The organism is Mucilaginibacter pankratovii (assembly GCF_014773265.1).
Lineage (GTDB): Bacteria > Bacteroidota > Bacteroidia > Sphingobacteriales > Sphingobacteriaceae > Mucilaginibacter > Mucilaginibacter pankratovii.
The window spans coordinates 411,640-427,669 of sequence record NZ_JACWMY010000003.1; the positions used below are offsets into that span (position 1 = coordinate 411,640).

The 16,030-nt window shown below is 46.9% G+C and carries 8 protein-coding genes; all 8 read left to right on the forward strand.

Going from position 1 to position 16,030, the window contains the following annotated elements; genetic code table 11:
* The first annotated feature begins 2 nt into the window (after positions 1-2).
* Positions 3-1,388, forward strand: coding sequence for an FGGY-family carbohydrate kinase (locus tag IDJ77_RS07545; protein WP_317174315.1), 1,386 nt, complete (start codon positions 3-5; stop codon positions 1,386-1,388).
* 91 nt (positions 1,389-1,479) lie between these two features.
* The gene (locus IDJ77_RS07550; protein ID WP_191188328.1) at positions 1,480-2,514 is read left to right on the forward strand and encodes a GntR family transcriptional regulator; all 1,035 of its coding nucleotides are present in this window, start codon (positions 1,480-1,482) and stop codon (positions 2,512-2,514) included.
* Positions 2,515-2,798: 284 nt separating this feature from the next.
* Entirely contained in the window at positions 2,799-5,360 is a 2,562-nt protein-coding gene (locus IDJ77_RS07555; RefSeq protein ID WP_191188329.1) for a Kelch repeat-containing protein, read from the forward strand.
* Positions 5,361-5,554: 194 nt separating this feature from the next.
* Entirely contained in the window at positions 5,555-8,701 is a 3,147-nt protein-coding gene (locus tag IDJ77_RS07560) for a SusC/RagA family TonB-linked outer membrane protein (protein ID WP_191188330.1), read from the forward strand.
* An 11-nt stretch (positions 8,702-8,712) separates the two neighbouring features.
* Positions 8,713-10,626 (forward strand): RagB/SusD family nutrient uptake outer membrane protein, encoded by a 1,914-nt coding sequence (locus tag IDJ77_RS07565; RefSeq protein WP_191188331.1) that lies wholly within the window; start codon positions 8,713-8,715, stop codon positions 10,624-10,626.
* A gap of 12 nt (positions 10,627-10,638) precedes the next feature.
* Positions 10,639-11,397, forward strand: a complete 759-nt coding sequence (locus IDJ77_RS07570; RefSeq protein WP_191188332.1) for a DUF3823 domain-containing protein — start codon at positions 10,639-10,641, stop codon at positions 11,395-11,397.
* A gap of 67 nt (positions 11,398-11,464) precedes the next feature.
* A complete protein-coding gene (locus tag IDJ77_RS07575) occupies positions 11,465-13,645 on the forward strand; it encodes a type 1 glutamine amidotransferase family protein (protein WP_191188333.1) in 2,181 nt (726 codons plus the stop codon).
* A gap of 105 nt (positions 13,646-13,750) precedes the next feature.
* Positions 13,751-16,024 (forward strand): GH92 family glycosyl hydrolase, encoded by a 2,274-nt coding sequence (locus IDJ77_RS07580; RefSeq protein WP_191188334.1) that lies wholly within the window; start codon positions 13,751-13,753, stop codon positions 16,022-16,024.
* The last annotated feature ends 6 nt before the right edge of the window (positions 16,025-16,030 follow it).

Here is a 16,030-nt window from a genome sequence, read left to right on the forward strand (position 1 = left end):
ATATGATGAACGCCATACCCGTCATAGCCATATTTGATGTAGGTAAGACCAATAAAAAGCTGTTCTTATTTGACCAGGACTACCACATCGTATTTGAAAAAACCGCGCGGTTTATAGAAACGGTTGATGAGGACGGCTTCGCTTGCGAAAACCTGCAGAGCCTGCGCTTGTCGGTATTCGACTCGTTGAGCGAAATTTTCAGATTAAAGGAATTTAAGGTAAAAGCGGTTAACTTTTCCGCGTATGGCGCAAGCTTTGTTTACTTAGATGAATCCGGCCAGGCGGTAGCGCCCCTGTATAATTACCTTAAACCTTACCCGGAGAGCCTCAGCAATAATTTTTATTCAACTTATGGCGGCGAGCTTCGGTTCAGTACTGAAACCGCTTCTCCTATTTTGGGAAACTTAAATTCTGGCCTACAGCTTTACCGCATCAAGCATGAAAAGCCCGAATTGTACAAACAAATAAAATATGCACTGCATCTGCCCCAGTATTTAAGTTTTCTCCTTTCGGGCCAATATTATTCCGATCTTACCAGCATAGGTTGCCACACCGCGCTGTGGGATTTTGCGAACGACTGCTACCACGAATGGGTGCAGCGGGAAGGGCTGGCCTTAAAACTCGCCCCCATAGCCGCAGCGGATAAGGCTTTGCCGGCCTTGTTCCCGGGTAATAACTATAAGGTAGGCGTAGGCCTGCACGATAGTTCGGCGGCACTTATACCCTACCTGGTGAATTTTAGCGAGCCCTTTATTCTGATTTCAACAGGCACCTGGTGCATCAGTTTAAACCCCTTTAACCAATCGGCGCTGACTGCGGACGAACTGGATAAAGATTGCCTTTTTTACATCCAGTACAAGGGGAAGCACGTAAAGGCCTCGCGGTTATTTTCCGGGTTTGAGCACGAACAGCAGGTAAAAAGAATAGCCGCCCATTTTAACCAGGATGCCATCAAATTCAGGAACCTGCCTTTCGATCCTGAAGTGATGCTGAAGCTTAAAAAACAAAACATCCACGCACAAGAAACAGGGTTTGCCAAGGAATCGGTATTTACATCAAGGGACTTGTCGGCATTTGGCAACGACGTGGAAGCTTATCACCAATTGATCCTCGACCTGATAAGCCTGCAGGTAGAATCTACAAAGCTGGTGTTGAACAACACACCGGTAAAAAGGATCTTTGTAGACGGCGGCTTTAGTAAAAACAGCATCTACATGCATTTACTGGCTTCTTCTTTTCAAAATATGGAAACCTTTGCCGCGTCGATGGCCCAGGCTTCTGCCGTTGGTGCTGCGTTAAGCATCCATAAAGAATGGAACACCAAACCGATCCCCAGCGATATCATCGAATTAAAATATTACTCGGCGGGCGAGGCTATAGCGCTATGATCGCAAGGCGTTTTTGAATGATGTTGTTGGTGGATGCACGAAATATCCGTAAATATGTGCTTTACAAGAAATATGATCTAATTACTATTTCATGAAGCAGCGTACCCTTTATGATTTTATCAGGATTGACGAATATTCCGCAACGCCAAAATATTTACAATTAGCCAATTCTATCATCAACGCGCTGGAAGCCGGCGTTATTAAAAAGGACGACCTTCTTCCTTCTATTAACGAACTGAGCTACCAGTTTGACATCTCGAGAGATACTATCCATAAAAGCTACCGGCACTTAAAAAAAATCGGGGTGGTTACCTCTTTTCCGGGCAAAGGGTATTGCATCTCCAGCCTCGATTTCCGGCAGAAACTAAAAATATTTTTGTTGTTTAACAAGCTGAGCGCGCACAAAAAGATCATCTACGATTCGTTGGTTGCTGCCCTGGGAGACGATGTGGCTATCGATTTTTATATTTATAACAACGATTTCAACCTGTTTAAAAAGCTGTTGCAATCTAAGCAGGGGGAGGATTATTCTCATTATGTGATCATTCCTCATTTTATAGAAGGCGGTGAGAACGCCAACGAAGTGATCAACGCTATACCCAAGGATAAGCTAATATTGCTGGATAAGAATATCCCCGGCATAACCGGCGAATACAGCGTGGTGTATGAAAACTTTGAGAAGGATATTTACAACGCGCTTTACCAGGCACGTACGCAGTTAAGTAAATATCATACCATTAAACTGATCTTCCCCGAGCAAACGTATTTCCCGGTAGAGATCATCAGCGGGTTTAAGCGCTTTTGCCAGCAATACGCCTTTAACCACGAAGTGATCAATAATATAACCAACGCCCCGATAAATAAAGGGGAAGTTTTCATTAACCTGATGGAAGACGACCTGGTGATATTGCTGGAGCGCATTTTAGAGTACAAGTTTAAAACGGGTAAAGATGTGGGCGTTATATCTTATAATGAAACTCCTCTGAAAAAGGTACTGCTCAACGGTATCACCACCATCTCAACCGATTTTAAGTACATGGGCGCCGTAGCCGCAAGTATGATATTGGAAAGCGAAAAAAGAAAAACCGAAGTGCCCTTTTATTATACCAGGCGAGCCTCGCTATAGTTTGGGCAGATCGGTGCAGAGCAATTACCCCTGATACCGCCACTAACAGTACGGGTTTTGGCAATAATTTCAATTACTTTTAGGCTTGTTCGCGTTCGACATGGAGCGCGAACAGCCCGAACAAGCCCGAACATTGTGATTTTAAACAAATGATTACCGAATAAGCCTGCGAAAACTCTAAAAATGATTTCCCTGCACGTTAATAAATCGCCCGCGTTTTGGCGATGAAAAAAGCTAAATTTGCATACTTTGTTTAGATCTAACTACCCCCTGTGCCTGCCAAAATGAAAATGCTTAGTAAATATTTATTGCCCTTTAAAGCAGTATATAAAAATTGCTATGCCTTTTTGTTATTCGCCCTAATAACGGTGCAGGGAAGCGCCCAGGGTTTGCAATTCAACTCTAACGACAGCTTAATGAGCAAACGCACCTCCTATGTTGTGTTTGCCGATAATGTACCAACCTTTCGCAACCATTTAATCATTAGTTTCGATCTGTCGTTATGGGATAACGACCACCTGGGTTATGTGTTTAATATTACCGATACCCGCAACAATTCTTACAGCCTTACCTACATTTTTAATCACAACGGGTCGCCGGCGCTGAATTTTAATATCGATAGCAAAAGCAACAAAATTGAGATCCCGCTAAACCTTGCCCAGCTTAAGAAACGTAAATGGATGCCGGTTAAGGTGGATATTAATCTCGCGGAAAATACAGTAGAATTTTTGGTGAACGGCAAACGCTACCGGGCGAAGGATTTTGGTTTCGAGGATAAAATTACGCCGAAGATTACCTTTGGTAAAAATCCGCATTATTCTGATGTGCCGAAAATGGCTATAAAAAACCTGGTTGTAGGCAATACGGATGATCGATACTTTTTCCCGTTGGAAGAATGGAAGGGCAACGACGTACATAATGACGAGGGAGAAGCGTTCGGCTACGTAGATCACCCGGCGTGGTTGATCAACGAATCGTATTCCTGGATGCCGAAGTTTAACAAAACCTTTTTCGACGTAGCCGGGCTAAACTTTGACGCAGCCAGGCAGCAGCTTTTTGTTTTTAAAAGAGATTCGTTGCTGACGTATGATTTGCCCAAAGACCGCATCGAGATACAACCATTTAAAAACAGGTTGCCGATGGTACTTTTGCTGGCCAAGAGTGTTATTAATACCCGGCTAAACAAATGTTATGTATACGAGGTGCTGCCGCCCGATACCTCCCGCAGTATAGCTGCATTCGATCTGGCAACGTTGACATGGGAGGATATAGGCAAAGGCTTTATTAAAGATCAACGGCACCACCATAATGTTTTTTTTGATAAAGACCAGCAAAATATTTACCTGTTTGGCGGCTACGGATCCTTCTCGTACCATAAAGATTTTTTTAGGTATAACGAGGATGCCGATAAATGGGAAAACGTAGCCTTTAAAGGCGATACCATCTCGCCACGTTTTTTTTCGGGCAGCAGCCAGGCCGATGAACATAACGAGGTTTACATTTTTGGTGGGTACGGCAACCAATCGGGCAACCAGATAGTTGGCGGTACCCACTATTACGACTTATACTGGGTTAACCTAACTACCCGTACCATAAAAAAATGCTGGGAAATAAAGCCGAATGAAGAACCTTTCGTATCGGCCAACAACCTGATCCTGTCTAAAGACAAAAAATATTTTTACGCTTTATGCTACCCGCACGAAAAACCCAAAACCAACCTGCGGCTTTACAAATTTTCAATAAAAGATGGTTCTTACGAAATAGTGAGCGCCGCCATCCCTGTTACCTCCGAGCGAATAGAAAGCGATTTTAACTTGTTTTATGACGCTAAGCAGGACCAGTTTATCTGTACCGCGCAGGAATTTACATCACCAACCCGGTCGACCGTACGTGTTTTTACATTGGCAGCCCCGCCGGTTAGCCAGGCGGCTTACCTGGCCTCGCAGCAGCCTGCCGCTGCGGGTTTTAATCGCTATATTAAATACCTGCTTATTGGTTTAACGCTTGTCGGGACTACGATATGGTACCTGATTAGAAAGCGCCGGTTAAAAGCGCTGGAGAGCGGCAATGAAAATGAACTCCCGGAGGATGTTTACAATACAAAGAAAGCGGCCGAAAAGAAACCCAACGCGGTTTACATCCTGGGTGATTTCGCGGTATTTGATAAAACCGGCAGGGATATCTCTTACATGTTTAGCCCTAAAATAAAGCAGCTGTTCATCCTCGTTTTGTTGAACAGCCGCGACGGGAATGGTGTGGTATCCAAAAAGATCTCCGCCACGCTTTGGCCCGATAAGGAAGCTACCAAAACAAAGAACATCAGAGGGGTAACCATTAACCATCTGCGAAACATCATTGCAGATATAGATGGCGTCGAACTCAGCTTTGTGAACGATACCTATTGTTTTGTTTTACAGGAGGGTTTTTTCTGCGATTACTTTGCGGTAGCGGATGCAATAACACAACTTAAACAACGCCAGCTAACACCCGACGAGTTGTTAGCCACGCAGCTCGACCTCTTTTCGCGCGGGGCACTATTGCCCGATATACAGGAACCCTGGTTAGATGAAACCAAAGTGGGCTTCGAAGAATCGTTGTTGCAGATCATCGTCCCCGAAATCAGGCGGATCTATGATAGCGGCGAACGCAAAAAGGCGCTCGACCTATGCCGTGTTGTAATGGCTATAGATCCCTTTAATGATACCGCGTTAAAATTCAAGCTCAAGGCACTCCGCCGCATAAAGGGTGTTGATGTTGCCAGGCGCGCCTACGATGAATTTGTTGCCGATTACGCCCGCTCACTCGGCGGCGAATACCCCATCCATTTCGATAAGATCTGTAAATAAAGCAGCCGCTTTAATCAATACTACATTTTTAGGGTTAATTTTTGCCTGGTTAATGAATTTTTGACCGGATTAACCCCTTTTTTAACCCATCTTTTAATACTTCCCCGTCTATACTTGCTCGTCGGTAAACCAAATGCGGCCGTTGACCAGCGGCTTCATCACCGGCAATAAACCAGTTTAAAACCAATAAACCTATGAGTGAAAATTTTACTAATTATGGTGGATGCCATCGCATTCACTATGGTGTGAAGATCAGGCGGGCGGTGCAGTGTTGTATAATGCCGCTGCTGTTTGTATTGATGTGGAGCGCATCTTTCGCACAAACCAAAACCATTACCGGTACGGTATCAGACAATGCGGGGGTATTACCCGGGGTAACCGTAAAAGTAAAGGAGACGGGTACAGCCTCTGTTACCGATGTAAACGGAAAGTACTCCATCGCCGTAAATTCGGGCCAAACACTCCAGTTCTCTTTCCTGGGTTATGCCACGCAGGAAGTTGTAATTGGCAACCAACCATCAGTTAATGTTACTTTAACGCAGGCATCGTCAACACTTAATGAAGTGGTGGTGGTGGGTTACGGTACGCAAAAAAAGGTTACCGTAACAGGCTCTGTCGCTACCGTAAACAGCAGCGAGATAATAACCACCAAAAACGAGAACGTCCTCAACTCGCTTACCGGTAAAGTTGCCGGCTTGCGTGTAACACAAAACTCGGCCGAACCTGGTTCATTCGACAATTCATTTAGCATCCGCGGCTTTGGCGACCCCTTGGTGATCATTGATGGCGTTCCGCGCGATAACATCACCCGGCTCGATCCAAACGATATCGAGAGCGTATCGGTACTGAAGGATGCAGCCGCGGCCATATATGGTGTACGCGCGGCAAACGGTGTGGTATTGGTAACCACCAAGAAAGGAAAAAAGGGCTCACTTGAGTTAAACTACTCGGGCACTTACGGTTTCCAGGTACCATCGGGTTTACCGAAACCGGTAGGCGCGATAGATTACATGACGCTGGTGAACGAGCAATTATTGCATAACGTAAACGGCGGGCAGGTAAAATATTCGCAAGCCGATTTTGATGCTTACGCTAACGGCACCCGCACCACTACAGATTGGTACACTCCGGTGATTAAAAACAGCGTACCGCAATCGCAGCATAACTTGAACGCGATGGGCGGTAACGAAAATACCAACTACTTCATCAGCGCGGGTATTACCCAGCAGGACGGTTTCCTGCGCAGTGGCGATCTTAACTACAAGCGCTACAACCTGCGCTCGAATTTAACTACCCATATCACCAAAAACCTTACGGTAGACCTCAACATCAACGGCACCATGGACCAAAAGAACCAGCCGTACCAGGATGCCTGGTGGATCATCAGGTCGTTTTGGAGGCAGGTGCCAACACAATCTATTTATGCCAACAACAATCCCGATTACCTGAACGTGGGCCAGGTTGACGGCTCTAACCCCGTTGCTTTATCGGATGCCAATATCAACGGCTACCGGGTGTATAACAATAAATGGTTTCAATCGCAGGTCTCAGCAACTTATAGCATACCCTTTGTTCCGGGTTTAAGCGCGAAAGGATTGTTTAGCTACGATTATTATAGCTCCAGCAACCGCATCTATCAGAAATCGTACAACCAGTACAACTACGATGCAAACTCGGATAGCTACTCGGCAGTGCCAAACCAAACCCCGGCTACTTTCCGCCGCGAGTTTTTTGAACGCCCGGGTACTTTAACACAGCTTTCTTTAAACTACGATCGTACTTTTGGCAACCATAGCTTTACCGGCTTATTGCTGTACGAAGAGAATAACCGCCAGCAGGATAATTTTTATGCACAGCGCGAACTTTCCCTGGCGGTTGACCAGCTTTTCTCAGGAAGCAGCGAAAACCAATTGGGTTCATCCAACTCGGGCGATATTTATAATTACACCAATAAATCGATAGTTGGCCGTATCAACTACAACTACAAATCAAAATACTTGGCGGAGTTCAGTTTCCGTAATGATGGTTCTTCCAGGTTTTCGCCACTTAAGCGCTGGGGCTTTTTCCCGGCAGGTTCATTAGGCTGGAGGATCTCCCAGGAAGATTTCTGGAAAAAATGGTCGGCACTATCGTTCATCAATGATCTGAAGTTCCGTGTTTCGTACGGAAAAGTGGGTGATGATTCTGCCTTGGCTTACCAGTTCCTTACCGGTTACCGTTTCCCTGCCGATGGTTCAAACAACCAACTGCCACCGGGCTCCGTTTTCGACGGGAAGTTTGTTAACGGTGCCCAAAATTTAGGTATAGCAAACCCTAACCTCACCTGGTTCAATGCCGAAACGTATAACATCGGTGTAGACCTTGAGGCATGGAACGGTTTGTTAGGCGCAACCTTTAACGCTTTTCGCCGCGACAGGAACGGCTTGCTGGGTACGCAGATCCTAAACTTGCCAAGCGTTGTCGGTGCCGATCTTCCGCAGGAGAACTTAAATAGCGACCGTACACAGGGTTTCGAAATAGAACTAAGCCACCGCAACCATGTTGGTGCGTTTAATTACTTTTTAAAGGGAAACCTGGCCTATGCACGTACCATGAGGCGTACCGTAGTGCAGGCAGCCTTTGGCAACTCGCAGCTTAACTGGCATAACAACCAAAATAACCGCTGGGATAATATCTACTGGGGTCTTGGTGCCGACGGGCGCTATACCAATTACCAGGATATCCTCAACAGCGGGCAGTTCGTGTCGCGTAATGCGGTGGTAGGCGATTATGTTTACGAGGACTGGAACGGCGACGGCCAGATCAACGGCGATGATGTGCACCCAATTGCTTATAACAGCGCACCATTAACCACATTTGGTTTAACACTTGGCGGCTCGTATAAAGGCTTCGATTTTAATACCGTGTGGCAGGGCGCTACCGGCGTAACGGTGTCTTATTTCGAGCAATTAAACATCCCGCTATGGGGCGGAGGCAGCGCGCTTACCATGTTCCTGGACAGGTATCACCCTGCCGATCCTAATGCCGATCCATACAACCCCAACACCGTTTGGATCCCGGGCAACTATGCGCTAACCGGTACCACGGCCGATGTAAACTCGATGTTTAATATCCAAAACGCCCGGTACCTGAGGTTGAAATCTGCTGAACTGGGCTATAGCCTTTCATCGGGCTTTGCCAAAAAGATAGGCATCAAAGGAGCGAGGATCTTTGTTACCGGCTACAACCTGCTAACCTTTACCGGGGTAAAATACCTCGATCCGGAGCACCCATCCAGCACTTACGGGTACCTGTACCCACTCAACAAAACGTATTCACTGGGCGTAAATGTTAAGTTATAAGAATCATCAACATGAAAAAGAATATATATATCATCATATGCTTTTTGGTTTGCTGGACAACAGCATGTAAAAAGCTCGACGTACCCCCTATCAACATTATCCAGGATAAGGATGTATTTACCAGCACGGGCGGGATCCAGGCCTACATGGCGCGCATTTATAGCGAACTGCCTATCGAAGATTTCAGGTATTCGCCACAGCGCGGGTTAAATTTCTTCTGGATCATCAGCCCCTTCCCTGCTGTTACCGGCGAGGCTTTAAGTCGCGACCAGAACGGCGCCATGCAGGAAAACGTAGGCGAATCGCCATGGGGCGATTGCTACAAGCTGATAAGGGATGCGAATTACTTTATTGAGAATATGCCAAAGTATGCCGGCACCTATACGCCTGCGCAGGTAAATTCATGGCTGGGCGAGGCACGCTTTATTCGTGCGCTTACCTACTTTGCGCTGGTAAAACGTTACGGCGGTGTGCCGATAGTGGATAAAGTGCTGGAGTACCCAACCGGTAATATCGACGACCTGAATATGGCCCGTGCATCCGAAGAGGCGGTTTACGATTTTGTTGCTGCCGACCTCGATTTTGCGTACGCAAACCTTTCAGAATCTAACCAGGCCGGTCGCGCCAATAAGTATGCTGCCGCTGCATTTAAATCGCGCGCTATGCTTTACGCGGGTTCTATTGCTAAATACAACACTACCACACTATCTGATGGTGCCGGAAACCGCGTTTGCGGGATCCCATCGAGCAAAGCGGTAACCTATTTTAAAGCTGCTTACGATGCCGCCCTGCTGGTGGCGCCCAAATACAGCCTTTACAAAAAGGTATGGGCCGCCGGTGATAAAGAAGCGCAGTTTCAAAACTATGTGAACATGTTTTTTGATGAAAGCAGCCCGGAGAACATTTTTGTAAAACAGTACCACTACCCCGAATCTGTTCACGGCTACGATGCTTATAACGTTCCCCGCCAGTTAATGGGCGGTAACGGCTACTCATCTGAAGTAAACCCTACTTTGAATTATGTAGAACTGTTTGACGGCCTCCCTAAAAATGCCGACGGAACGCTCAGGACAACAACATCGGGCGAGTATGACCTGTACGCCAACACCATGGATCTGTTTGCCAACGCTGAACCAAGACTAAGAGCAACCGTAATTTTGCCCGGCGATCAGTTTAAGGGCCAGAGCATCGAGATCCGCCGCGGTATTTATACCGGTAGTTCGGCAGGTGGTATCAGTCCGCTTTTAGCCCCGGGTTCTACATCAAATTATCCAACGGCAAATATTGTACAGTCATCCAACGCCAACCAAACACCCTACAAATTGCCCGATGGTACAACCATGAACCCTGCAGGCTTAAGCGGCGTGTTCACCGGCGATGGTACCTGCGCTATATCGGGTTTTTCTGTCCGTAAGTACCTGGTTCCGGATAAACCGACATCAGAAGTGCTGGAGAACCGGTCTGACCAAACATTTATAGAAATGCGCTACGCCGAAGTATTGCTTAACCGTGCCGAAGCCGCCTACGAGCTGAACGCTTTGGGGCAGAATGATAAGGATTACCTGCAGGATGCTTTCCTGGATATTAACCAGATTCGTGAAAGAGCGGGCGCTACCTTACTTGCAGGCCCCGGCGATCTGTCAAGCGTGAATGTAGTGCGTAAGGAAAGAAGAAAAGAGCTTGGGTTTGAGAACAAGATCTGGTGGGATATGAGGAGATGGAGAACTGCGGATATCGAGCAAAACTCTACCATTTACCGGGTACTGATGCCATTTTATTCGGCAAACGATAAAAAGTATTTTTTTGATGCCCGGACGGATGAGCGTAACGTGCGTTATACTTTTGATGTGCGCTGGTACTACGAAGAGATCCCGAACGGAGAGATCCAGAAAAGTCAGAAGTTAATTCAAAACCCCGGTTATTAATCAGCTAACAACATGAAAAAGATATTATATACAATAGCCGTATGCGCGATAGCCTTTGGGGTGTCGTCATGCAAAAAACTGGATAATTACGAAGAACCGCAGGAAACCCTTACGGGCAGCGTAATTGACGCCGGCACAGGCAAAACCCTGCAAACCGAGAACGGCGGCGGCGGTACACGCATCAAACTGCTGGAGATCAGCTGGAGTGACAACCCAACGCCCTTCTACATTGCATCCATGCAGGATGGTACTTTTAACTACACCAAACTGTTTGCAGGCAAAAATAAAATTAGTGCCGAAGGTGCCTTTGTACCCTTGGTGCAAACCAATAGCTCGGGTGCAACAGTGGTTGATAAAAGCCAAACGGTTGATATAAAAGGAACCACTACCGTTAATTTTTCGGTTGATCCTTTACTGCGGGTAGAATGGGTAGGCGAGCCCGTGATCAATGCAGATGGTACCATCTCGGCCAGCTTTAAGATCACCCGCGGAACCAGCGACGCGGCGTTTCAGAATGATATTACCGATGTGCATTTGTTCCTGAATTCAAACAAGTTTGTGGGCAATAACAATTACGATAACCGGTATTCGCCGCAGATTGATTTTAGCGGTTCATCGGCCAATGCCCAACTGGGCCAAACCATTACCCTGACTACAAAAGGTGGTCCGCTCCCCACCAAACGCGATTATTTTCTGCGCATAGGTGCCCGTACCAATTACGGTTTAAAGTACTACAACTACACAGATGTGAAAACGATTAGTGTTCCTTAGATAAAACTGTTCATCCTGTTCCGGGGCGGAGGTCCAACCGCCCCGGGCAGGTTTTTTAATACCACCTATGAGAAATTTTTTATTAAGCTGCGCACTTGCAGCGCTAACGGGAGGAGTTTACGCCCAGTCCGGAAAGCCCGCAGAACTGAAGCAGAAAACAGCCTTCCAAACCAGCAGCCCCTGGATCCCCGAGATAGACGTGCGATCTGATATTGCCATTGTTTACGGAGTGAACGACAGGCCGGGAATGACCTTTGAACAGCGTGTGCAATCCTGGCGCGACCATGGTTATCAAACCCAATTTATGACCGGCATTGCCTGGGGCGATTACAAAGACTATTTTTTAGGCAAGTGGGATGGCATCAACCACCTGGGTGTTGGCCAGGTTACTCAAAAAGGTGATACGATATTCCATGGTAAGGATATGCCTTATGTGGTGCCGGTTAAATCCTTTATCGAATACATGAAAACCGCCGTCATCAAACGGGTGATAGATGCCGGGATAACGGATATCTTTTTAGAAGAGCCCGAGTTTTGGGCGAGAGCAGGCTACAGCCAACCTTTTAAAGAAGAATGGCAAAAATATTATGGTTTCCCCTGGAAACCACAGCACGAATCGGCCGAGAATACCTACCTCTCCAGCAAATTGAAATACCACCTGTATTACGAGGCTATTAAAGAAACATCTAACTACGCCAAAGCCTACGGTAAAGGCAAAGGGAAAAATATTAAGGTTTACATCGCCACGCATTCGCTGGTGAATTATTCATCGTGGCAAATTGTGAGTCCGGAAGCGAGTTTGGCTTCGCTGCCAGGTATTGATGGCTACATCGCACAGGTATGGACGGGCACCTCCCGCGAGCCTACGTTTTTCAACGGGCAAAGAAAAGAGCGGGTATTTGAGAATGCTTTTTTGGAGTATGGTTCCATGGTATCTATGACCGCGCCAACGGGCCGCAAAATGTATTTTTTGACGGACCCAATTGAGGACTGGCCACGCGATTGGGCCGATTATAAAAAGAACTACCAGGCCACTTTTACAGCCAAGCTGCTTTACCCCACAGTTGCCGATTATGAAGTAATGCCCTGGCCCGAGCGTATTTACACCCACCCTTATAAGGTAGCCAACAGTAACGAAAAGGTGCTGATACCGCAATATTATTCTACACAGATGCAGATCATGGTGAATGCTTTAAACAGCATGCCGGCATCAGCAAACAAGGTAACAGGGGCTAACGGGATAGGCGTTTTAATGAGTAATTCGCTCATGTTTCAGCGCTTTCCAACGCACAATGGTTTCGAGGATCCGCAATTTTCTAACTTTTACGGGCAAACGCTGCCGTTGCTAAAGCGTGGCGTGCCGGTACAAACGGTACACATGGAAAACCTGAGTTACGCCGCTACCTTAAAAAACATTAAGGTGCTGATAGTGAGTTATTCTAACATGAAACCGGTATCGGCAGAAATTCATGCTGCACTGGCCAAATGGGTTAAAAAAGGCGGTGTACTCATCTATTGCGGCCGCGACGACGATCCCTACCAATCGGTTATGGAATGGTGGGATACCAATGGCAATATGTTTACCGCTCCATCTCAGCACCTTTTCCAACTCATGAAGGTTAACGGCGTTTCCGGGCAGGAGAAGTTCAGCTATGGCAAAGGCTCGGTATACATCATCCGCCAAAACCCAAAGGAGTTTGTACTGCAGGCCAATGCCGATACCAAATTCATTGATGTGGTGAAACACGGTTACGAGAAAGACGCCAATGCAGGCAAGCTGGAATTTAAGAACAGCCTGTACCTGGAGCGCGGCCCCTATGATGTGGTTTCGGTAATGGACGAGAACACCGATGCCAAACCTTACACCATCAAAGGCCCGGTGATCGACCTGTTTGATCCGCAGCTACCGGTGCTTGCCGAAAAGGTGATCAATCCGGGCGAGCAATCGTTATTGTACAACACCAACAGAATAGCTGATAAAGCAAAACCACAGGTATTGGCTGCCGCGGCAAGGGCTTACGACGAGAAAGTAACGGGTAACACCTACTCGTTTGTGGTTAAAAGCCCTGTTAAAACATTAAACAGTATGCGTGTATTGCTACCGGCACAACCCAAAGTCACAAAAGTTACCGATAGCAAAGGGCAACAGCTTACAGATGTAAAAACATCCTGGGATGCATCCTCAAATACCATATACCTCGGCTTTGCTAACGACCCCGCGGGGATTAAAGTTGAATTGAGTTGGTAAGATATTTTTAGTTGGTTTAAAGAGCGGCCATCACTGCCCTGCACGGAAATTCCGTGCAGGTGTAGTATGGCTGTGTAAAAGCCGCTACCCGCTTATATTATATAAATGAAAAAAACACTATTAGCCCTACTGGCATTTTTGCCGACCTTTGCATTTGCACAGGTTAATACCTCAAGTCTCGCCGACCTGGTGAACCCGTTAATGGGCTCCGATTCCAAGCCTTCCCTATCAAACGGAAATACCTATCCTGCGGTAGCACTGCCCTGGGGTATGAACACCTGGACACCACAAACCGGTAAAATGGGCAGCGGCTGGCAATACACTTATAACGCTGATAAGATCGTCGGCTTTAAGCAAACGCACCAGCCATCGCCCTGGATGAACGATTATGGCCAGTTTTCCATCTTCCCGGAAACGGGCAAAATAAAACTGGAAGATACAGAACGCGCCAGTTGGTTTTCGCACAAAGCAGAGGTATCAAAACCCTATTATTACAGTGTTTACCTGGCCGACTACGATATCACCACCGAAATTACGCCGACCGAGCGTGCCGCCAGCTTTAGGTTCACCTTCCCAAAAAGTGATAGCTCGCATATTGTAATAGATGCCTTTGATAAAGGCTCGTACATAAAGATCATCCCGCGTGAGAACAAAATAGTGGGTTACAGTACCCGCAACAGTGGTGCTGTGCCATCAAATTTTAAGAATTACTTTGTTATTTATATCGATAAACCTTTTACTGCCTCGGCCTGGCATAATAAGGATGTGGATGAAGGCAAGTTGGAATATACCGGCGACCATGCTGGTGCGGTTATCAGTTTTAAAACCAATAAAGGCGAGACAGTGAACCTGCGGGTAGCATCCTCCTTTATCAGCCAGGAACAAGCCGAGCTGAATTTAAAACGTGAGTTGGGTAACGAAAGCTTCGAGGCTACCAAGCAAAAAGCGAAAACCGTTTGGAATAACACTTTAGGGCGGCTTAAGGTGGAAGGCGGTTCCGTTGATCAAACCCGTACATTCTATTCCTGCCTGTACCGGGCGCTCTTCTTCCCAAACCGGATGTACGAATTCGACGGTAAAAACCAAATAGTGCATTACAGCCCGTACACAGGTAAGGTAATGCCCGGCTATATGTTCGCCGGTACCGGTTTTTGGGACACCTTCAGGGCCTTGTATCCTTTCCTCAATCTCGTTTATCCATCAATGAGTAAAGAAATGCAGGAGGGGCTACTGAACGATTATAAAGAAGGCGGCTGGCTGCCAGAGTGGAGCAGCCCGGGCTATGCGGATATAATGGTAGGCAATAACTCTGCATCGGTAGTTGCGGAGGCTTATTTAAAGGGCGGCCGCGGTTATGATATTCAAACACTTTACCAGGCCCTGCTGCATGGCGCAAATAATACCGGGCCCGATGCTACCGGCCGGCGCGGCGTTGAATTTTACAACAGCCTTGGCTATGTGCCCTATGATGTAAAAATAAATGAGAATGCGGCCCGAACGCTGGAGTACGCTTACGACGATTTTGCCATCTATAAACTGGGCAAAGCGCTGAACCGCCCTGCATCCGAAACGGAATTATACCGCAAGCGCGCCATGAACTACAAAAACCTGTTCGACCCGGCAACGGGGCTGATGCGGGGTAAGAATAAGGACGGCAAATTTCAAAGTCCGTTTAACCCATTTAAGTGGGGCGATGCCTTTACGGAAGGCAACAGCTGGCATTACACCTGGAGCGTTTTCCATGATGTGCAGGGCTTGATCAATTTGATGGGTGGCAATCAAAAGTTTGTAAATAAGCTCGATTCGGTATTCATCCTTCCGCCCGTATTTGATGATAGCTATTACGGGCAGGTAATTCACGAGATAAGAGAGATGCAGATAGCGGGGATGGGGCAGTACGCGCACGGCAACCAGCCTATACAGCATATGGTTTACCTGTACAACTATGCAGGCCAGCCCTGGAAAACCCAGCAGCACGTGCGTGATGTGATGGACAAAATGTATAAACCAACACCCGATGGTTATTGCGGGGACGAGGATAACGGCCAAACGTCGGCATGGTACATCTTCTCGTCAATGGGTTTTTACCCGGTAACACCCGCCAGCGATCAGTATGTATTGGGTGCGCCACTGTTTAAAAAGATCACCGTGACACTGGAGAACGGTAAAACCATCATCATAAATGCCGCCAATAACAGCAGCACAAATCGCTATGTGAATAGCCTGAATGTGAATGGGAAGCCTTATAGTCTTAACTGGCTCGGCCATTCGGCTTTGCTGAAGGGGGCCACGCTCAATTTCGGTATGTCGGCGCAGCCTAATAAGCAAAAAGGCACACAGCCTGCAGACGCGCCTTACTCACTAACAAACGATAAATAAATCATC